The organism is Pseudonocardia sp. ICBG601, from assembly GCF_020496245.1.
Map to the genome: position 1 here is coordinate 1,945,717 of NZ_JAHLJA010000148.1, position 19,849 is coordinate 1,965,565.

19 protein-coding genes are annotated in these 19,849 nt (G+C 75.2%); 9 read left to right on the forward strand and 10 right to left on the reverse strand.

The window, feature by feature from the left end; all coding sequences use genetic code 11:
- From KPL57_RS38705 to KPL57_RS38715, 3 genes are all read right to left on the reverse strand, one after another.
- Complete coding sequence (locus KPL57_RS38705) at positions 1–1,269, reverse strand: FAD-dependent monooxygenase (protein WP_226355456.1); 1,269 nt, start codon at positions 1,267–1,269, stop codon at positions 1–3.
- Positions 1,270–1,406: 137 nt separating this feature from the next.
- Entirely contained in the window at positions 1,407–1,907 is a 501-nt protein-coding gene (locus KPL57_RS38710) for a MarR family winged helix-turn-helix transcriptional regulator (protein ID WP_226366879.1), read from the reverse strand.
- A gap of 88 nt (positions 1,908–1,995) precedes the next feature.
- Positions 1,996–2,574, reverse strand: coding sequence for a TetR/AcrR family transcriptional regulator (locus KPL57_RS38715; protein ID WP_226355458.1), 579 nt, complete (start codon positions 2,572–2,574; stop codon positions 1,996–1,998).
- Positions 2,575–2,750: 176 nt separating this feature from the next.
- Here KPL57_RS38715 and KPL57_RS38720 point away from each other — a divergent pair, with 176 nt between their 5' ends.
- Positions 2,751–3,692 (forward strand): SDR family NAD(P)-dependent oxidoreductase, encoded by a 942-nt coding sequence (locus tag KPL57_RS38720; protein ID WP_226355459.1) that lies wholly within the window; start codon positions 2,751–2,753, stop codon positions 3,690–3,692.
- A gap of 64 nt (positions 3,693–3,756) precedes the next feature.
- On the opposite strand, the gene KPL57_RS38725 is transcribed toward KPL57_RS38720, so the two are convergent.
- Positions 3,757–5,409: a glycoside hydrolase family 13 protein gene (locus tag KPL57_RS38725; RefSeq protein WP_226355460.1), complete on the reverse strand. Its 1,653-nt coding sequence runs from the start codon at positions 5,407–5,409 to the stop codon at positions 3,757–3,759.
- A 93-nt stretch (positions 5,410–5,502) separates the two neighbouring features.
- Here KPL57_RS38725 and KPL57_RS38730 point away from each other — a divergent pair, with 93 nt between their 5' ends.
- Entirely contained in the window at positions 5,503–6,507 is a 1,005-nt protein-coding gene (locus tag KPL57_RS38730; RefSeq protein WP_226355461.1) for a LacI family DNA-binding transcriptional regulator, read from the forward strand.
- Here the strand turns inward: KPL57_RS38730 and KPL57_RS38735 are convergent.
- Positions 6,500–8,572 carry a copper-translocating P-type ATPase gene (locus KPL57_RS38735; protein ID WP_226355462.1) on the reverse strand — a complete coding sequence of 691 codons (2,073 nt, stop codon included), beginning with the start codon at positions 8,570–8,572 and terminating at the stop codon, positions 6,500–6,502. The two genes, KPL57_RS38730 and KPL57_RS38735, sit on opposite strands and share 8 nt — an antisense overlap.
- Before the next feature lie 126 nt (positions 8,573–8,698).
- On the opposite strand from KPL57_RS38735, the gene KPL57_RS38740 reads away from it, so the two are divergent.
- From KPL57_RS38740 to KPL57_RS38750, 3 genes are read left to right on the forward strand one after another with little or no spacing between them, the layout of a single operon-like run.
- Positions 8,699–8,917: a hypothetical protein gene (locus KPL57_RS38740; protein ID WP_226355463.1), complete on the forward strand. Its 219-nt coding sequence runs from the start codon at positions 8,699–8,701 to the stop codon at positions 8,915–8,917.
- Positions 8,918–8,934: 17 nt separating this feature from the next.
- Positions 8,935–9,303 carry a cupin domain-containing protein gene (locus tag KPL57_RS38745; protein ID WP_226355464.1) on the forward strand — a complete coding sequence of 123 codons (369 nt, stop codon included), beginning with the start codon at positions 8,935–8,937 and terminating at the stop codon, positions 9,301–9,303.
- A complete protein-coding gene (locus tag KPL57_RS38750) occupies positions 9,287–9,703 on the forward strand; it encodes an META domain-containing protein (protein WP_226355465.1) in 417 nt (138 codons plus the stop codon). Before KPL57_RS38745 ends, KPL57_RS38750 begins: the two co-directional genes overlap by 17 nt.
- Before the next feature lie 31 nt (positions 9,704–9,734).
- Here the strand turns inward: KPL57_RS38750 and KPL57_RS38755 are convergent, their stop codons facing one another.
- Positions 9,735–10,598, reverse strand: a complete 864-nt coding sequence (locus tag KPL57_RS38755; RefSeq protein ID WP_226355466.1) for a helix-turn-helix transcriptional regulator — start codon at positions 10,596–10,598, stop codon at positions 9,735–9,737.
- Between the two features lie 100 nt (positions 10,599–10,698).
- On the opposite strand from KPL57_RS38755, the gene KPL57_RS38760 reads away from it, so the two are divergent.
- Positions 10,699–11,418, forward strand: coding sequence for an SDR family NAD(P)-dependent oxidoreductase (locus KPL57_RS38760; RefSeq protein ID WP_226355467.1), 720 nt, complete (start codon positions 10,699–10,701; stop codon positions 11,416–11,418).
- A 16-nt stretch (positions 11,419–11,434) separates the two neighbouring features.
- On the opposite strand, the gene KPL57_RS38765 is transcribed toward KPL57_RS38760, so the two are convergent.
- Positions 11,435–12,211, reverse strand: coding sequence for an alpha/beta hydrolase family protein (locus KPL57_RS38765; RefSeq protein ID WP_226355468.1), 777 nt, complete (start codon positions 12,209–12,211; stop codon positions 11,435–11,437).
- Positions 12,212–12,262: 51 nt separating this feature from the next.
- Here KPL57_RS38765 and KPL57_RS38770 point away from each other — a divergent pair, with 51 nt between their 5' ends.
- Both KPL57_RS38770 and KPL57_RS38775 read left to right on the forward strand, forming a co-directional pair.
- The gene (locus KPL57_RS38770; protein WP_226355469.1) at positions 12,263–13,474 is read left to right on the forward strand and encodes a macrolide family glycosyltransferase; all 1,212 of its coding nucleotides are present in this window, start codon (positions 12,263–12,265) and stop codon (positions 13,472–13,474) included.
- A 129-nt stretch (positions 13,475–13,603) separates the two neighbouring features.
- Entirely contained in the window at positions 13,604–15,121 is a 1,518-nt protein-coding gene (locus tag KPL57_RS38775; RefSeq protein ID WP_226355470.1) for an alpha/beta hydrolase, read from the forward strand.
- Positions 15,122–15,128: 7 nt separating this feature from the next.
- Here the strand turns inward: KPL57_RS38775 and KPL57_RS38780 are convergent, their stop codons facing one another.
- Positions 15,129–16,151, reverse strand: a complete 1,023-nt coding sequence (locus tag KPL57_RS38780) for a YdcF family protein (RefSeq protein WP_226355471.1) — start codon at positions 16,149–16,151, stop codon at positions 15,129–15,131.
- A gap of 144 nt (positions 16,152–16,295) precedes the next feature.
- On the opposite strand from KPL57_RS38780, the gene KPL57_RS38785 reads away from it, so the two are divergent.
- A complete protein-coding gene (locus KPL57_RS38785) occupies positions 16,296–17,720 on the forward strand; it encodes a ferric reductase-like transmembrane domain-containing protein (protein WP_226355472.1) in 1,425 nt (474 codons plus the stop codon).
- Positions 17,721–17,763: 43 nt separating this feature from the next.
- On the opposite strand, the gene KPL57_RS38790 is transcribed toward KPL57_RS38785, so the two are convergent.
- Both KPL57_RS38790 and boxB read right to left on the reverse strand, forming a co-directional pair.
- Entirely contained in the window at positions 17,764–18,327 is a 564-nt protein-coding gene (locus KPL57_RS38790; protein ID WP_226355473.1) for a hypothetical protein, read from the reverse strand.
- Positions 18,328–18,436: 109 nt separating this feature from the next.
- The gene (gene boxB, locus KPL57_RS38795; RefSeq protein ID WP_226355474.1) at positions 18,437–19,849 is read right to left on the reverse strand and encodes a benzoyl-CoA 2,3-epoxidase subunit BoxB; all 1,413 of its coding nucleotides are present in this window, start codon (positions 19,847–19,849) and stop codon (positions 18,437–18,439) included.

A 19,849-nucleotide genomic window follows, 5' to 3' on the forward strand; every position in this document is an offset into this window, starting at 1 on the left:
CTATCGGGCGAAGGGGTAGGTGACGGACTCGTCGTCCGGGTCGTTCAGCGGGGAGCCCCGCCACAGCCAGTCGTACGACACGTCGGACTCGCCCTGGAAGCGGCGCAGCTTCTCGTCGCGTTCGCGCTGCTCGGGGCCGTCGGGCAGGTGGTAGAAGTCCATGTTCTGCAGCGAGGCGTCCTGCACGACGCCCGCGTGCTTGGCGCGGCGCTGCACGTAGCGGGCGAGCGCGGTGTCGATCCCGCCGCGGCCGACCGCGCCGAGCTCCTCGGCCAGCACGGCGGCGTCCTCCATCGCCTGGGAGGCGCCCTGGGCCTGGTAGGGGAGCATCGCGTGGCAGGCGTCGCCGAGCAGGGCGACCCGGCCGTCGATCCAGACCGGGTCGCGGCGGCGGCGGTAGAGCGCCCACACCGAGACGTCGTCCTTGGCCTTGGACAGCATCGCCGGAACGCGGTCGTCCCAGTCGGCGAAGTCGGCGACGAGGTCCTCGGCGGTCGCCGGGGCGCTCCAGTCGCGCTCGACCTGCTCGGTGCAGGGGACGATCGCGACGACGTTGAGGTACTCGCCGCGGCGGATCATGTAGTGCACCAGGTGCTTGTCGGGGCCGTACCAGATCGTGGAGTGGTAGCGGTCGAGCAGGAACCGGGTCGCCGGGTCCGCGGCGATCAGCTCGCCGGGGATCAGGGCGCGGTAGGCCATCTCGCCGGAGAAGACGAGGGTGTCGTCGAACCCGGCGAGGTCGCGGACACCGGACCGGATTCCGTCCGCGCCGACCAGCACGTCGCCCGCGACGCGCAGCCCGCGCGCGGTGACCGCGACCGGGCGCTCCGGGTCGGTGCGGTCGAGCTCGACGACCTTCGCGTCGGTGTGCACGGTGACCGCGGGGCCGGGGCCGTCCGCGTCGAGGCAGGCCTCGAGCAGGATCCGGTGCAGGTCGGCGCGGTGGTAGTGCCAGTACGGGGCGCCGTAGGTGTCGACGACCTGCTGCCCGAGCGGGAGCTGGGCGATGATCGAGCCGTCGGCCCAGCGGCGGCGCACCTGGTCCTGCGGGGCGGTGTGGATCCGCTCCAGCGACCGGCGCAGCCCCAGGCCGAACAGGATCCGGCTGGCGTTGGGGGCGGTCTGGATGCCGGCACCGACCTCGCCGAGCTGCGGCGCGGCCTCCAGCACGGTGGCCCGGAAGCCCTGACGGCGCAGGGCCAGTGCGGCGGTCAGCCCGCCGAGACCGCCGCCCGTGACCGTGATCTCCAGGGACTGGCTGGGTGCCACGACTACCTCCTCGCGTCCGCCGGGCCTGTGACGTGGCCCGCACGAGAAGTAATCCGAGCACGTACTATCCGGATACGCAAGGTTTTCGTGCGAACGACCCGGAAGGGAAACCGGGACGTAACCCGGGCGGCCGGGACTCAGTCGTTGTCGGGCAACGACGTCCGCTCCGCGACCGCCTCCCAGTGGGCGCCGAGGGTGTTGAGCAGACCGGCGATCTCCGAGCGCCGGTCCTCGGGCACCGCGGCCAGCAGCTCCGCGTCCAGGCGCCGGGTCCGGCGGGTGACCTCGGCGAGGGCGGCCGCGCCGTCGTCGGTGAGGGAGAGGATCTTGCGCCGGGCGTCGCGGGGGGACTCGGTGCGCTCGATCAGCCCGCGGCGCTCCATCCGGCGGCAGACGTCGGCCATCGTCGAGGTGTCCAGGGCGACGGCGCCGGCCAGCGAGCTCTGGTCGGACTCCGGGTAGGCACGGATCGCCGAGAGCACCGCGAACTGCGGACCGGTCAGCACCGGGTCGACGTGGCGGCTCCAGGCGGCGAGGTAGGCCTGGTACATCCGGCGCGCGCCGTAGCCGGGGGCGGCGACGAGGTCGGCCGGGGGAGCGGGTGCGACGCCTGTTCCGCGGCGCAACAGCTCACCCATCATGCCTCCGTGCTCGTCCGGGCCGGGGCCCTCGTCCGCGGGAGATCCTACGTGTCCGGACGATCACCCGGGGTGGCCGGGCCGGGGCTCAGCGCGGGCGCAGGCCGTCGACGAGCAGGTCCAGCAGGCGTCCGGCCTGCTCGCGGCCCTGCGGGTCGGCGACGGCCATGCAGATCCCGCTGGTGCCGACGAGCACGTCCGCGGCGTCGACGTCGTCACGCAGGGTGCCGTCGGCGATGCCCGCCTTCTGGAGCAGGCGGACCGCCTCGACCATCCGCTCGCGGCTCTGCGCGAACGGGTTGTGCCCGCAGGCGACGAGTGCGTGCAGCGAGTCCGCGAGGTGCTTCTTGGTGATCACGTAGTCGACGAAGCGGTCCATCCAGGCCCGCAGCGCCCGGTCCGCGGGCAGCTCGGTGCGCAGCTCCTCGGCCGCGGCGCAGAGGCGGTCGAGCTCGTTGCGGTACACGGCCTCGACCAGGGAGTCCCGGTTCGGGAAGTGCCGGTAGAGCGTGCCGATGCCGACGCCGGCGTCCTTCGCGATGCCGTCGAGGGTCGTGGCGGGGCCGCCACGGCTCTCCGCGGTGAACGCGCGCACGGCCGCGGCCAGCAGCAGCTCACGGTTGCGTGCGGCGTCCGCACGCAGGCCGGAACGTGTGCTGGTGCCCATGACGGTGCCTCCTCGGGTGGGACTGACGATCCCACGATACGTCTTGCGATCCGGAGGATGCTCCGGATAGAGTCCCGAGTCATACGGAGGATCCTCCGTTTACTTGTCCCCGGGGACACGGCGACGCAACGACGACGTCACCGACCGCGTACCCGGTGCTCAGAAGGGATCACGCCATGCTGTTCCGCTCCACGACCGACCGATCCCGTCCGCTGTCCACCACCGGCACCTCCCGTGCCGTCCTGCCGGCCGCACCGGCCGGGACCACCGCCTCCGACGTGCTCGCCGGCGTCGACCTCACCGGCCGGCGCGCCGTCGTCACCGGTGCGACCACCGGGGTCGGCCTCGCGGCCGCCCGCGCACTGGCCGCCGCCGGGACCGAGGTCACCCTCGCCGTGCGCGACGCCGAGGCCGGTGCCGCCGCCCGCGACGGCATCGTCGCCGACACCGGCAACGAGCGCGTCGCCGTCGGCGAGCTCGACCTGTCCGACCAGCGCTCCATCGCCCGCTTCGTGCGCCTGTGGGACGGCCCGCTGCACATGCTCGTGCACGCCGCGGCCGTCACCGGTGCCCCGCTGACCCGCACCGTCGACGACTGGGAGCTGCACCTGGCCGTCAACCACCTCGGGCCGGCGTCGCTCACCTCGGGGCTGCACTGGGCGCTCACCGCGGTCGACGGCGCGCGGGTGGTCACCGTGACCTCCGCCGCCCACCGGGACGCGGCGTTCGACCCGGAGGACCCGCACTTCTCCGACGAGCGCTACGACGCCCACCTCGCCCACGCCCGGTCCCGCAGCGCGGCGCTGCTGCACGCGGTCGAGGCCGCGCGCCGCTGGTCGGGCGACGGGATCGCGGTGAACGCCGCCGACCCCGGCCCGGTGGGGACCGACCCCGAGCAGGGGGCCGCCACGGTCGTGCTGGCCGCGGCGTCGCCGCTGGTCGGGGGGATCAGCGGGCGCTACTTCGCCGGGCTCGCGGAGGCGGGACCGGCCGGGCCGGGCGTGGCGGGCGGGGTCGCCACGCACGCGCTCGACCCGGTCGCGGCACGGCGGGTCTGGCGCTGGACCGAGCGCACGCTGCGCGAGGTCTGGTTCGCCGGGCTGCCGATCGTGGCCTGAGCCGCCGGCGGCCGGACCGGGCGTCCGCCCGGCCCGGCCGTCGCGGACCGGCCGGTGGCGCCGGTCAGTGACGCAGCCACACCGCGGTGTCGGCGGGGACCTCGCCGCGGGCGGTGAGCGGGCCGCTGGACAGCATCACCTCGGCGTCCTCGGGCAGCGACACCGGCGCCGAGGAGACGTTCACCAGGCAGGTGAAGCCGCCGTCGCCGGAGTCCGAGGTGCGGGCCAGCGCCAGCGTGCCCTCCGGCGACTCCTGCCAGGTCAGCGCGCCGCCGCCGAGCGCGGGGTGCGCGCGGCGGATCGCCAGGGCGTCCCGGTAGAGGTGCAGCACCGAGTCCGGGTCGGCCTCCTGCACGTCGGCCGCGTGCCGGGCGAACACGTCGGGCTGCGGCAGCCACGGCGTCCCGGACGGGCCGAACCCGAAGCCGGGCTCGCCCGCGGCCCAGGGCAGCGGGACGCGGCAGCCGTCGCGGCCGCGCAGCGTGTGCCCGGACAGCTCCCAGGTCGGGTCGTCGAGACGGTCGGTCGGGATGTCCTCGACCTCGGGCAGCCCGAGCTCCTCGCCCTGGTACAGGTACGCGGTGCCGGGCAGCGCGAGCATCAGCAGCGTCGCCGCGCGAGCCCGGCGCAGGCCGAGCTCGGGGTCGGCGGGCAGGGCGATCACGTCGTCGAGGTTCCAGCCGCGCCCGGCCTCGGGCTTGCGGGCCAGCCGGCTCGGGTGCCGGCAGACGTCGTGGTTGGACAGCACCCAGGTCGCCGGCGCGCCGACCCGGGTGTTCTCGGCGATCGCGTCGTCGATGTTGGCGCGCAGGTCGTCGGCCAGCCAGGCCGCGGTGAGGAAGTTGAAGCTGAACGCGGTCTGCAGCTCGTCCGGGCGCAGGTAGCGGGCCAGGCGCTGCGGGTCCGGCACCCAGGCCTCGGCGACGAACACCCGCGGCGGGTCGTAGGTGTCGCCGATCCGGCGCCACGACCGGAAGATGTCGTGCACGCCGTCGCGGTCGAGGTAGGGGTGGCCGCCGTCCTGGGCGTCGTTGACGCCCTTCACGATGTCGGGCAGCCCGGGCTCCTTCACCATCGAGTTCGCGACGTCGACGCGGAACCCGTCCACGCCCCGATCGAACCAGAAGCGCAGGGTCTCCTCGAAGTCGGCGCGGACCTCCGGGTGCTCCCAGTTCACGTCCGGCTGCCGGATGTCGAACAGGTGCAGGTACCACTGCTCCGGCGTCCCGTCGGGGGACACGACCCGTTCCCACGCGGGCCCGCCGAACATCGACTCCCAGTTGTTCGGCGGGAGCTCACCGCTCTCGCCGCGGCCGTCACGGAAGAGGTAGCGCTCGCGCTCGGGCGAGCCGGGGCCCGCGGCCAGCGCCTGCCGGAACCACACGTGCTCGTCGGAGTGGTGGTTCGGGACGATGTCGAGCAGCACCCGGATGTCGCGCGCGTGCGCCTCGGCGATCAGGGCCTCGGCCTGCGCGGTGTCGCCGAACATCGGGTTGATCGCGCGGTAGTCGGCCACGTCGTAGCCGCCGTCGGCCAGCGGCGACGGGTACCAGGGGTTGATCCAGATCGCGTCGACGCCCAGGCGGGCGAGATGGTCGAGCCTGCTGCGCAGACCGGCGAGGTCACCGGTCCCGTCGCCGTTCCCGTCGGCGAAGCTGCGGATGTAGACCTGGTAGACGACGGCGTTGCGCCACCAGTCCTGCTCGTGCACGGACATGATGCTCCCGGGTACGGATCGTGGGGCGGGGCGGTGTTGCAGAGTGTTTCATCCGGTTGCAACCGCTGTCGAGGCGCGGGCACGATGACCCCCGTGACGGACGAGCCGGTGCGCGAGGTCGTACGCCGGGTGGGTGTCCGGCGGGTCGCCGAACTCGCCGGGGTCTCCCCGGCGACGGTGTCGCGCGCCCTGCGCGAGGGCACCCCCGTCTCGCACGACACCCGCGAACGCGTACGCCGGGCGGCGGCCTCCCTCGGCTACTCCGTCCCCGTCCGGCCGCTGACCGTCGCCGTGCTCGCCCGCTTCCCGACCCGCTGGTTCTTCGCCGAGGCCGTCGCCGGGGTGGAGGGCGTGCTGTCCGCGGCCGGGCACGTCACCCAGCTCCACAACCTCGGCGACCCGGACGCGCGGGCGCACTTCTTCGCGACGCTGCCGGTGCGCGGGCGCGCCGACGGGCTGATCGTCGTCGCCTCGGCGATCGACACCACCGAGGCCGCGGCGCTGGACGCGCTGGGGATCCCGGTCGTCGTGCTCGGCGGGGACATGCCGGGACGGCCGCGGATCGGCATCGACGACCGCGCCGGTGCCCGGACCGCCGTCCGGCACCTGCTCGGGCTCGGCCACCGCGGCGTCGCGCTGGTGTCGTTCGACCCCGACGAGGCCAACGGCCGCGCCACGACGACCGACCGGCGCGACGGCTGGGCCGACGCGCACGCCGAGGCCGGGCGGCCCCGCGGCCCCGTCGTCGCCACGGGGGCCGGGGTGACCGACGGCGACGCCGCGGCCGCCGAGCTGCTCTCCCTCCCGGTGATGCCGACCGCGGTGTTCGCGATGTCCGACGAGCTCGCCGTCGGCGTGCTGCGCACCCTGCGCCGCGCCGGCGTGACGGTGCCGGGCCAGGTGTCGGTGGTCGGGTTCGACGACCACGACTCGGCCGCCGTCGCCGAGCTCACCACGGTCGCCCAGCCGGTCCGCCGCCAGGGCGAGCTCGCCGCCCGGGCACTGCTCGCCGCACTGGGCGGGGACGTCCCCGGCGACGTCGAGGTCCCGACCCGGCTGGTGGTCCGGGCGACGACGGCGCCACCCCGGGTCAGCTGACCAGCCGGTCCGGGCGCAGCTCCACCCGGCGCAGCAGCTGCGCGTTGAGCGCGACGACGACCGTGGACAGGCTCATCAGCAGCGCGCCGACCGCGGGCGGGAGCACGATCCCGACCGGGGCGAGCACCCCGGCCGCGAGCGGCACCGAGACCAGGTTGTAGCCGGCCGCCCACCACAGGTTCTGCAGCATCTTCCGGTACCCGGCGCGGGACAGCGCGATCACCGACAGCACCCCGCGCGGGTCGGAGGAGGCGAGGACGACCCCGGCCGAGGCGACGGCGACGTCGGTGCCGGCCCCGATCGCGATCCCGACGTCGGCCCGGGCCAGCGCCGGGGCGTCGTTCACGCCGTCGCCGACCATCGCGACGACCGCGCCGCGGCCCTGGAGCCGGGCCACCGCCTCGTCCTTGCCCTCGGGCAGCACCTCGGCGACCACCTCGTCGACGCCCAGGTCGCGGGCGACCGCCTCGGCCACCGGGCGCGCGTCGCCGGTGATCATCACGACCCGTACGCCGCGGGCGTGCAGCGCGTCGACCGCGGCCCGGGACTCCGGGCGGACCGCGTCGGCGAGGGCGAGCGCGCCCACCACCTCGCCGGGGTCCGCACCGGCCACCACGTACAGCACGGTGGCGCCGTCCTCGCCCCACCGGTGCACGTCGCCGGTCAGCCCGTCCGGCACGTCCAGACCGCGCTCGCGCAGCAGCGCCGGCCCCCCGACCGCGACCGGCCGCCCGTCGACGGTGGCGGACACCCCGCGTCCGGTGTGCGAGCGGAACCCGTGCGCGGCCGGGACGGCCCGCCCGTCCGCCGCGGCGACGACGGCGCGGGCCAGCGGGTGCTCGCTGTCGGCCTCGACGGCGGCGGCCAGGGCCAGGGTGTCCGCGGCGCCCGCGGTCCCGACGACCCGCGGGCTGCCGGTGGTGAGCGTGCCGGTCTTGTCGAACAGCACGGTGTCGACGGTGCGGGTGCGCTCCAGCGCGAGCCGGTCGGTGACCAGCACCCCGGAGCGCGCCGCGCGGGCCGTGGAGATCGCGATGACCAGCGGGATCGCCAGCCCGAGCGCGTGCGGGCAGGCGATCACGAGCACGGTGACGGTGCGGGTGACCGCCTGCGCGGTGTCGCCGAGCAGCGTCCACGCGGCGAAGGTCAGCACCCCGGCACCCGCGGCGAACCAGAACAGCAGCGCCGCCGCGCGGTCGGCGAGCGCCTGGGCCCGGGAGCGCGAGCCCTGCGCGTTCTCCACCAGGCGGCGGATGCCCGACAGCGCGGTGTCCTCGCCGACGGCGTCGACCCGGACCCGCAGCGCCGAGTCGGTGGCGACGGTGCCCGCCACCACCCGGTCACCGGTCCCGCGCGGGACCGGCCGGGACTCGCCGGTGATCATCGACTCGTCCACCTCGGCGGCACCGTCGACGACCGTGCCGTCGGCGGGCACCCGGGCACCCGACCGGACCAGCACGACGTCGCCGACGGTCAGGTCGGCCGGTGCGGCCGTCCCGACCGTGCCGTCGGCGCCGACCCGCTCGGCGGTGTCGGGCAGCAGCGCGGCCAGCGCGTCGAGGGCCCCGGACGCCTGGCCGAGCGCACGCATCTCGAGCCAGTGCCCGAGCAGCATGATCACGACCAGCAGCGCCAGCTCCCACCAGAAGTCCAGCCCGCCGACGCCGAGCGAGCTCAGCAGGCTCGCCACCCACGCGACGCCCACGGCCATGCCGATGAGCAGCATCATCCCGGGCCGGCGCGCCCGGATCTCGGCGACGGCGCCGGACAGGAACGGCCACCCCGGCCAGAACAGGATCACGGTGCCGAGCACCGGGGGGATCCACGCCGACCACGCCGGGGGCGAGTACCCGAGCAGCATCCCGGTCATCGCGCTGAACCCGACGACGGGGACGGCGAGCACCAGCGCGACGACGAACCGGTCCCGGAACACCGCCGCGTGGTCCGCGTGCCCGTGTCCCGCGTGGCCGCCGTGCCCGGCGTGGCCGCCGTGGGCACCGGGGTCGCCGCCGGGGTGCGTCCCGTGCTCCTGCGGGGCGGAGGCCGCCCGTGGCTCGCCGTGCATCGTCTACCTCCCGACGTCGTGGACGCCCACTGCAGTGCGCATACCCCCCCAGGGTATTCCCGGCGGGCGGGTCGCGCGGGGTACCGTCGTGGTCGTCCCGCGGGGACACCGCGGGAGGTGGTCGGCGTGGTCCGGGTCGAGGGGCACTGGCGCAACCGCAGCTGGGTCGCCGCGCACTACCGGCACCCCATGCGGCCCGGTGCCGACCAGACGGTGCTCGTCCTGCCGCCCGCCTGGTCGGTGTGCATCGACCTGTCCGCGCACGGCGGACCGTTCCCCGCCGAGCCGGTGGACGGGCGCCCCGCACCGGCGCTGCCCGCACCCCGGCCGCCCGCCGAGCGCTGAGGCGGCAGGATGGTGCCGTGCCGAAGCTGATCGAGAACGCCAGCCGGGTCACCGCCGCCGGGACCCCGCCGAAGACCATCGACGAGTACGTCGGGCGGGTGAACTCCGGCGACGGCCGGCTCTCGGTCGCCCACATGCGCAGCCCGTCGGGCTGGGCCGAGCCCGGCCAGACCCCGGAGTTCGACGAGTACACCCTGGTCCTGCGTGGCGCGCTGCGGGTCGAGTTCGACGGCGGGGAGCTCGACGTCGCCGCCGGGCAGGCCGTGCACACCGCGCCGGGGGAGTGGGTGCGCTACAGCTCGCCCGGCCCCGACGGCGCGGAGTACGTGGCCGTCTGCCTGCCCGCCTTCGAGATCGGTGCCGCCCACCGTGACGACGAGCAGTAGGTTCCTGGCCCCCGTGCTGCTCGCGGCGCTGATCCTGGCCGGCTGCGGTGCGCAGGCCGGGGCCGGTGGGGCGGGCGCCCCCGGGCCGCGGGCCGCCGTCGCCGCCGACCTCACCGGCGTGCGCTGGCTGCCCGCCGACGGCGCCGCGCAGGGCCGGGCGTTCGCCGAGTTCGCCCCGGACGGCACCTGGACCGGCTCGGACGGCTGCAACGGGCAGGGTGGCGACTGGACCCTCGACGGTGACGGCGGGCTGCGCGCGACGGCGGGCCCGAGCACCGAGATCGCCTGCGAGAACGTGCCGGTCGCCCGCTGGGTCTCCGAGGCCGTCCACGCCGAGGCCGACGGGCCGGACCTGCTCCTGCACGGCACCGCGGGCGCCCCCGTCCGGCTGGTGCGCTGACCGGGGCCCGGCGCGGTCGGGACCGGGCCGGTCAGGGCCGGGGCGGGGCGACCGGCGCGGCCACCTCCTGGGTGCCCAGCACCCGCAGCAGGGCCAGCGCGTCGGCGTCGGGCGAGCCGGGGGTGGCGGAGTAGACGAGCAGGCGCTGGTCGTCGTCGTCGATGCGCAGCAGCACGCAGTCCAGGGTGAGCGCGCCGAGCGCGGGGTGGGCGAAGGTCTTGCGGTCGTCGAGGTGCTCGACGACCGTGCGCTCCTCCCACAGCGACGCGAACCGGGGGCTGCCGCGGCGCAGCCGGTCCACCAGCGCGGCCAGCTCCGGGTCGCCGGGATGGCGGGCCAGCGCCGCGCGGGCGTCGGACACCAGGGCGCGGTCGCGGCGGTCCCGCTCGTCGTCGTCGGCGACGACGACCCGGTCGGCCCTGTCGAGGAAGTGCTGCACCCACAGGTTGCGCCGCTCCTCCGGCAGCGCGGACAGATCGCCCAGCAGCGCCGTCGCGGGCGAACTCCAGGCCAGGACGTCCATCCGGGCGTTCAGCAGCACCGCGGGCAGGTCGGAGAACCGGTCCAGCAGCCGCAGCACCGCGGGGCGCACCGAGCGGCCGATCCGGCCCGGCCCCGGCGGGGCGGCCCCGGCCAGCCGGTACAGGTGCTCGGCCTCGGCCCGGTCCAGGCGCAGCGCCCGGGACAGCGCGCCGAGCACCGACTCCGACGGATGCGCGCCCCGGCCCTGCTCGATCCGCGTCAGGTGGTCGACGCCCACCCCGGCGAGCGCGGCGACCTCCTCCCGGCGCAGGCCCGGCGTCCGCCGACGGGAGCCCGCGGGCAGCCCGACGTCGGCCGGGCGCAGCCGCTCCCGCCACGTCCGCAGCACCCGTCCCAGCTCCGTACGGTCCACGGCTCCAGGATGCCCGCGCCGGCCGTCCACAGCCTGGTACGACCGGTCCCCGGCTACGCCGTGCCTGGCCGGACCCACCGGCCGGGCGCAGGCTCGTGCCATGACCGACTCCACGATCGTCCTCGTCACCGGCGCCAACAAGGGCCTCGGCCTCACCACCGCCCGGCGCCTCGGCGCGCTGGGCCACACGGTCCTGCTGGGCTCCCGCGACCACGGCCGCGGGACCGAGGCCGCCGGGAAGCTGGCCGCCGAGGGGATCGACGCCGTCGCCGTCGACCTCGACGTCACCGACGACGCGTCGGTCACCGCGGCGGCCGACCGCATCCGGGCGGAGTACGGCCACCTGGACGTCCTGGTCAACAACGCCGGCGTGGTCGGCGGCCGCTCGACCGCGGCGGACACCACCGCCGACCTGGTCCGCACGACCTACGAGACCAACGTGTTCGGCCCGGTCCGGGTCACCCACGCGATGCTCGGTCTGCTCGCGGCGGCCCGGGCTCCGCGGATCGTCATGGTGTCCAGCGGCCTGGGGTCGCACGGGCTGACCGCCGACCCGGAGCGGATCGAGTCGCGGGTGCCGGGGTTCGCCTACCAGTCGTCGAAGGCGGCGCTGAACATGGTCGCCGCGCGGTACGCCGCCGAGCTGCCCGACGTCCACGTCGCCGTGGTCGACCCCGGCTACACCCGGACCGACCTCAACGGGAACTCCGGCACCCAGACCGTGGAGGAGGGCACCGACGCGATCGTCGCCGCCGCGACCGGGGACGCGGCGGCGGCATCGGGCTCCTACTCCGACCGGCACGGCCCGCTGCCCTGGTGAACGGGCACGCGAGGGCTCAGCGGGGCAGCGGCAGCCAGTCCAGGACGTCGCGGATCCGGGCGTCCCAGTAGCCCCACTCGTGCTCGCCGGGGCCGAACGCGGTGGTCACGGACACCCCGGCGGCCCGGGCCAGCTCGACGAAGCGCACCGACTGCGGGTGCAGCGGGTCCTCGGTGCCGGCGCACACGTACAGCGCGGGCGCCGCGGCCGGGTCGAGCCGGGCGAGCAGGGTGGACAGGTCCGCGTCGGTGCCGGCCACCGGGGCGCCGTCGAGGATCCGCTCCCAGATCCGGGGGTCCTCCTCGCGCGGGGGGCCCGCGGCCAGCGCGGCGAGGTCGAGCGCCCCGGACAGCGACGCCGCGGCCGCGAACCGGCCGGGCTCGGCCAGCGCCCAGGACAGCGCGCCGTAGCCGCCCATCGACAGGCCCGCCACGAACGTCTCCGCCGGGTCGGCCGACACCCGGAAGAACCGCGCCACCAGCGCCGGGAGCTCCTCGGTCACCCAGGTGCGGTAGCGGCCGCCGTAGGCCTGGTCGGTGTAGAAGCTGCGGTGCACCTGCGGCATGACGACGGCGAGACCCAGTTCGTCGGCGTACCGCTCGACGGCGGTGTAGCGGGTCCAGGCGGTGTCGTCGTCGGACAGGCCGTGCAGCAGGTAGAGCACCGGTGGCGGGGCGTCGAGGTCGCGCACCCCGGCGCCGATCCGGGTCCGCGACGGCTGGGGCAGCAGCACCGTGACCGAGGTGGCCAGTCCGAGGGAGTCGGCGACGACGTCGCAGCGCAGCCGGGCCATTCCGGTGATCCTCGTCGGCGCGCGACCGGCCGGTCAAGGCACACTCTGGTCGTGCACGTCCTCATGTCGACCACCGCCGCGCACGGCCACGTCCACCCGAACCTGCCGGTGATGGCCGAGCTGGTCGCCCGCGGCCACCGCGTCACCTACCCGGTCCCGGAGCGGTTCGCCGAGGCCGTCGCCGCGACCGGGGCGACGCCGCTGCGGATCCGCACCGACCTGCCCGACCCGGCGAAGGGCGAGCAGTGGCCCGACGGCGGGATCGAGGCCATGCGGCTGTTCTCGGCCGAGGCCCGCTCCGCCTACGACCAGATCGCCGACGCGCTGCAGTACGAGCACCCCGACGTCGTCTGCTACGACGGCAGCGGCTGGGCCGGGCACGCGTTCTCCCGGGTCCGGGGCATCCCGCGGGTGGAGCTGTCCCCGCACATGGTGGCCTGGGACGGCTTCGAGACCGACATGGCCGAGGCCTTCGCGTTCCTGGAGACCCCCGAGGGGCTCGCCTGGCGCGCCGAGCTGGACGCCTGGCTCGACGAGGTCGGCGCCGGCGTCGGGAACCGGGAGTTCCTGGGCCACCCCGACCGCTCGGTGGCGCTGATCCCCGAGGCGATGCAGCCCGAGCTCGACCGGGTCGACCGCGACCGCTACACCTTCGTCGGCCCGGTCATCGGCGACCGCTCGCACCAGGGGCTGTGGCCGAAGCCGAAGGCCCCGCTGCTGCTGGTGTCGCTCGGCTCGGCCTACACCGACCGGCCGGAGTTCTGGCGGGCCTGCATCGAGGCGATGACCGGCACCGGCTGGCAGACCGTGCTCGCCACCGGCCCGCACGTGTCCGCGGACGACCTCGACGCGGTCCCCGACGACGTCACCGTCCGCGAGTGGGTGCCGCAGCTGGCCGTGCTGGCGCACGCGTCGGCGTTCGTCACCCACGCCGGGATGGGCGGCTGCACCGAGGGGCTCTGGCACGGGGTGCCGATGGTGGCCGTCCCGCAGGCGGTGGACCAGTTCGGCAACGCCGACCGGATCGCCGCGCTCGGGGTGGGGGAGCACCTGCCCGCCGGTGACGTGACCCCGGAGGCGCTGCGGGAGGCGGTGCTGCGGGTGTCGTCGTCGGAGACCGTCGCGCGCCGCTGCGCCGAGGAGAAGGCGACCGCCCGGGCGGCCGGCGGGGCCGCGGCCGCCGCGGACGTCGTCGAGGGTCTGGCGCCCTCCGCGCTGTGCGCGGCCTGCGCACTCGTCGGTGGCTGCGGGGGACGCCGCTGAGCCCGTCCCGACCCCCGCTGGTCCGTTCGGGGCACCGTCGGGCGTGGCGATTGTGGACACAGCGTTGCTAATGGCAACGTCTGCCTCTCGGTCGGGGGGCGGGCGCGTGCGCCCGGAGAGGTGGAGCCGGTGCGCAGGACGATCATCACGCTGCTCGTCGCCGTCGGGGTGACGCTCGGGACGGCCGGTCCGGCCCTGGCCGCGCCCGCCCCGCCCGCGCCGCCGCCGGGGGAGGGCATCACGTGGGGTCCGTGCACGAGCCCGTCGCTGCAGCAGGCCAAGGCCGAGTGCGGCTTCCTGAAGGTCCCGCTGGACCACGCGCAGCCCGCCGGCAAGAAGATCGAGATCGCGGTGTCGCGGATCCGGCACACCGTGCCCGAGGCCCGGTACCAGGGCGTCGTGCTGGTCAACCCCGGTGGCCCGGGCGGCCCCGGGCTGGGCCTGTCCCGGCTCGGCGGCGCCGTCCCGAAGAACGCCGGCGCCGCCTACGACTGGATCGGCTTCGACCCGCGCGGGGTGGGCACCAGCCGTCCCGCCCTGACCTGCGACGCCGACTACGGCGGCTACGCCCGCCCCGACTACCGGCCGGAGAACGGCGCCGAGAAGGCGTGGTTGCCGAAGGTCGAGGCGTATGCCCAGGCCTGCGGCAAGGCCGGCGGCGACCTGCTCGCGCACCTGCGCACCGAGGACACCGTCCGCGACATGGACCTGATCCGCCAGGCCCTGGGCGCGAAGCAGATCAACTACTACGGCTTCTCCTACGGCACGATGCTCGGCCAGGTCTACGCCACGATGTTCCCGGACAAGGTCCGCCGGATGGTCCTCGACGGCGTCGTCGACCCCCGTGACTGGTGGTACCGGGCCAACCTGAACCAGGACGTCGCGTTCCAGCGCAACATCGAGACCTTCTTCGACTGGGTCGCCAAGAACGACGCCACCTACCACCTCGGCAACACCGGCGACGCCGTCGAGAAGCGCTTCTACGACCTCGCCGCGGAGTTCCGGAAGGCCCCGCTGGGCGGGAAGATCGGGTCCTCCGAGTGGACCGACATCTTCCTGCGCGCCGGCTACAACGTGGGGGAGTACACCTCCGTCGCCGACGCGTTCGTCGCCGGCACGAAGAAGGACGCGGCGAAGCTCAAGGCCGCCTACGACCAGGCCGGCTCGCCGACCGACGACAACAACTACGCCGTCTACCTCGCCACCCAGTGCACCGACGCCCCGTTCCCGCACGACTGGGCCACCTGGAAGCGCGACAACACCGCCACCGACCGGAAGGCGCCGTTCGAGACCTGGGGCAACGCCTGGTACAACGCGCCGTGCCGGGACTGGCCGGTGAAGCCCGGGCCCGCGCCGAAGGTCGCCGGGAAGCTGAAGACCGGTCCGCTGCTGATCTCCGAGACCTACGACGGCGCCACCCCCTACGAGGGCGCACTCCAGGCCCGGCGGACCTTCCCCGGCTCGTCGCTGGTCGAGGGCGTCGGCGGTCACACCCACTCGTCGTCGCTGTCGGGGATCGCGTGCACCGACGACACGGTCGCCGACTACCTGCTCACCGGCGCGTTGCCGAAGCGGACCGGCGGCGACCGGTCGGACAAGCAGTGCCCGCCGCTGCCGCCGCCGTCCCCGGCGGCCGTGGGCGGCTGAGCCGGCCTCAGCCGGCGACGAGCACGAGCACCAGCGGTACCGGGACGGCGACGAGGGCCAGCAGCACCGCGTTCGCCACCCGGTACTCGCGCAGCACCGCGACGAACTCGCGCAGCACCGCGCTGGGCCAGTAGTAGCCGGCGGTCGGCGCCCCCACGGCCTGGGCGTCGACGCCGAGCCGCCGGGCCAGCAGCGCGGCCCGGAACGCGTGGTAGTTGCTGGTCACGATGACGCCGGGGCCGTCGCCGACCAGCGCCGAGCTGAACCGCAGGTTCTCCTCGGTGGTCCGCGAGGCGGTCTCCGCGGTCAGCACCGCCGGGTCGGCGCCGTGCGCCGCGGCCCAGCGGGCCATCGCCTCGCCCTCGGCGAGCCGCTCGTCGTCGCCCTTCCCGCCGGACAGCACCAGCCGTCCGGCCCCACGCCGGGTCAGCTCGTCCATCCCGGTCGCGATCCGCGACGCCAGCAGCGGCGGCACCTCGCTGCCGTGCAGCCCGGAGCCGAGCACGACCACCCAGTCCGCGGGCCGGTCGCGCACCAGCCACCGGTAGAGCCGCGCGTAGCCGAGGAACGCGGCGAACTGGAACGCCAGGAACGCCGCCGCGAGCAGGCAGGCCAGCCACAGCGCGCGCAGCACGAGCGAGTGCAGCGCCAGCACCGGCCAGACCGCGACGAGCAGGCCGATGATCGCCAGGCCGGTGAGCAGCGACAGCGAGTTGCCGAGCGAGAACCGCTCCCGGCGCAGCATCACCGCGCCGTTGAGGACGCAGAACACCGCGAACACCACCGTGATCAGCGGCGACAGCACGATGAGGAGCCCGAGCGCGCCGAACACCGGGTTCCCGCCGGACCCGGCGACACCGAGCACCCACCCGAGGAGCAGCGTGGTGGCCAGCAGCCAGTAGGCGTTGCCCAGCCGTCGGGGGTCGCGCCGGATCCGCCGCACGGTGAACACGGTGACGACGACCGCGAGCACGACGGGCAGCACGACCGCGAGGACGGTCACGAGCAGGGTGAGGTACGAGTCGGACATCGACGACGATCCTTCTCCCCGCCCCGCGGACCGGCCCCGGACGGAACGGGCGGCCACCCGGTCGTGGCGGTCGGCGGTCGCCCCGGTGCGCCGGACCGGGTCCGGCGACGGCGCCGCCCGGTGGTCGGGGAGGATGGCGGCACTGTGTCGTCCCTCTCCGCCCCCACCGTCCGGGTGCCCGGTGGCCGCTTCAAGCCGGACCCACCGGTCCCCGCGCGCGACGTCGCCCGCGCCGACCGCCGGGTCCGCCGTGCGACGGGGGTGCTCGCCGCCCTGGCGGTGCTGCTCGTCCTCGCCTGGTGGGTCGACGGCGGCGGCCCCGCCGGGCTGCTGGAGGGCGGCACCCGCGCGGTCGCCGAGACCGGACGGCTCTGCGGGCTGCTGGCGTCGCTGCTGCTGCTCGGGCAGGTGCTGCTCGCCGCCCGGATCCCGCTGCTGGAGCACGCGTTCGGCCAGCGGCACCTCATCGCGCTGCACCGCGGTACGGGCATCGCCTCGTTCGCCGGGATGCTGGCGCACGTCGGCTGCGCGAGCTGGGCGCACGGCCCCGCCGGTGCGGGTCGCGTCCCCGCCGGGTTCTGGCAGCTGACGTGGACCTGGCCCGGGATGGTCGTGGCCTCGCTCGGCACCGTCCTGGTGGTGCTCGTCGTCGTGACCAGCGCGCGGTGGATCCGCACCCGGCTGCGCTACGAGTGGTGGCACCTGCTGCACCTGTGGGGCTATGCCGGGGTGTTCCTCGCGCTGCCGCACCAGCTGTGGGCGGGGCGGGAGTTCACCACCTCGCCGTCGCGGACGGTGTTCTGGTGGGGGCTGTGGATCGTCGCGGTGCTCGCCGTCGTGGTCTGGCGGGTCGCGGTCCCGGTGCTCCGGTCGCGCCGGCACCGGATCACCGTCGCCGCAGTGCTGCCCGAGGGCGACGGCAGCGTGTCGGTGCACATGACCGGCGAGCGGCTGCGCGAGCTCGGCGCCTCGGCCGGGCAGTTCTTCGTCTGGCGGTTCCGGTCCGGGCGCGGCTGGCCCGCGGGCAACCCGTACTCGTTGTCGGCGCCGCCGACGGCCCGCTCGCTGCGGATCACCGTCAAGCAGCTCGGCGACGGCAGCGCCGCCGTCCCGAACCTGCGGCAGGGCACCCGGGTCTACATCGAGGGCCCCTACGGCAGGCTGACCCCGCGCACCCGGACCAGCCCGCGGGTCGCGCTGATCGGGGCGGGCGTCGGGATGACCCCGTTGCGGGCGCTGGCGGAGAAGTTCCTCAACGAGTCCGCCGACGTCGTGGTGGTGCACCGCTTCACCCGCGAGCCGCTGTTCGCGCGGGAGTTCACCCGCCTCGCCCGGGAGCGGAACCTGCACGTGGTGGCCTCGCCCGGGCGTCGCCGGGGGGCGGGGTCGTGGTGGGGCGCCGACGCGGGCCGGGCCGACGACCTCGCCGCGCTGCGGGCCCGGATCCCGGACATCGCGGTGCGCGAGGTGTACGTGTGCGGACCCGGCCGGTGGACCGCGATGGTCCGGCGCACCGTGCTCGACGCCGGGGTGCCGGAGCGGCGCGTGCACGTCGAGAACTTCGGCTGACGACGCGTCCGGGAGTCCGGGCCGGTCGGGCGGGGCGGACGGGTCAGGGCGCCAGACGCTGCAGCAGCGCCATGACCTCGCCGAGGGTCGTCTCGACCACCCGCAGGCGCTGCCCCTCCTCGCTGCCGGGCGGCACGGGGGCGCCCGCCGCACCGGGACGACGCCGGGGCAGCGCGGCCGGGGCGCCGGTGCCCGACGTGCCCGGAGCGGTCGACCCCGGGTCCGGCCGACCCGTGTCCGGCGTGGCCGGGTCCGGCGAACCCTCGGCCTCAGCGGCCGGGGTCGCGGGGGCCGGGTGGTGCCGTCGTTCCAGCTCGTCGAGGCGCTGCAGGGTCGCCTGCAGGGTGGCCTCCGCGCTGTCCGCCCGCACGGTCTCCCGGCGGCCCTGCTCCACGAGCCGGGCGACCCAGCTCGCCCAGGCGTCGACCTCGGCCCGCCGGTAGCCCCACGGGGCGGTGCCGAACACCGGGGGCGACGCGTCGTCGTCGGCGCCGCGGCCGAAGCGGGCGGCCACACCCGCGCCGCCGACCCGGTCGTCGACCCGGTCGGCGGTGTCGCCGGCGTCGTCGTCGCGTTGTGTGCCCGCCGCACCCCGTCCTGTCACCACGGGGTCAGTCAACGGGCCCGATCCGGGGTCACGCGAGCGCGACGGGCGGCGAACGGTCACCCGGTCGGCGAACGGCGACCACTCTCGGTGAACGGTCCGGTGTGGACGATCAGGCGAGGTGGACGTACTCGTACTCGAAGGGCTTGCCGTTGATCCCGTTCGACGGCGGCGCGATCCAGCCCGCGATCTTCCCGGGCTCGTAGACCGGGCGCATCAGGTTCTGCACGAACGTCCGGTCCGCCTCCGACGGCAGCCAGTCGTCCTGGCGGGACGCCCACACGTCGGCGGAGATCAGGTCGCCCTTCGGCGTGAGCTCGTGGGAGGAGAACAGCCCCACCTGCCGGTTGAACCCGACGTGCGGGAGGTAGACGCGGTCGTCGAACCCGTTCTTCTCCAGGATGCGGTTCCAGCGCTTCAGCCCGGACTGGCAGTCCTTCACGTACTCGTTGCGCAGGTCCAGGTTCAGCGCCAGCAGGGCCGGGACCTCGTCGGTGACGACGCCGCCGTCGCGGACCTGCTCCATGCCGTAGCCGTCCTCGGTCAGCACGTGGTCGTCGCGACGCCGCTCCTCCTGCCAGCGGCCCTTGAGCCCGGCGGTGAAGTAGTTCGCCGCGTTCGTCGACTGCTCGGAGCCGAACAGGTCGAGGCTGACCGAGTAGTGGAAGTTGATGTACTTCTGGATCACGTCCAGCGGGATGCCGCCGTGCGGGGCGATGTCGGCGGTGTCGTGTTCGCGCATCAGCTCGCAGGTCCGCTGGATCACCCGGTCGATGCCGGTGGTGCCCACGAACATGTGGTGGGCCTCCTCCTTCAGCATGAACTCGCAGGTGCGCGAGAGCGGGTCGAAGGCGGACTCCTTCAGCGTGCCGAGCTGGTACTTGCCGTCCCGGTCGGTGAAGTAGGTGAACATGAAGAACGACAGCCAGTCCGGGGTCTCCTCGTTGAACGCGCCGAGGATGCGGGGGCTGTCCAGGTCACCGGAGTTGCGCTGCAGCAGCGCCTCGGCCTCCTCGCGGCCGTTGCGGCCGAAGTAGGCGTGCAGCAGGTACACCATCGCCCAGAGGTGGCGGCCCTCCTCGACGTTGACCTGGAACAGGTTGCGCAGGTCGTAGAGGCTGGGGGCGGTCTCGCCGAGGCGGCGCTGCTGCTCGACCGAGGCGGGCTCGGTGTCGCCCTGGATGACGATCAGGCGCTGCAGGTCGGCACGGTACTCGCCGGGGACCTGCTGCCAGACCGGCTCGCCGCGGTTCTCGCCGAAGGCGATCCGGCGGTCGTTGGAGCGCTCGGCCAGGAACACACCCCAGCGGTACTCCTCCATCGCGACGTGGCCGAACTGCGCCCAGCCCTCCTTGCCGACGTCGACGGCGGTGCGCAGGTAGACGTCCTGGGTCGGCACGGCCGGGCCCATCGTCTTCCACCAGGTGAGGAAGTTGGGCTGCCACGACTCCAGGGCGCGCTGCAGCTTGCGGTCCCCGGCGAGGTCGACGTTGTTGGGGATCTTCTCCGAGTAGTCGATGCTCAT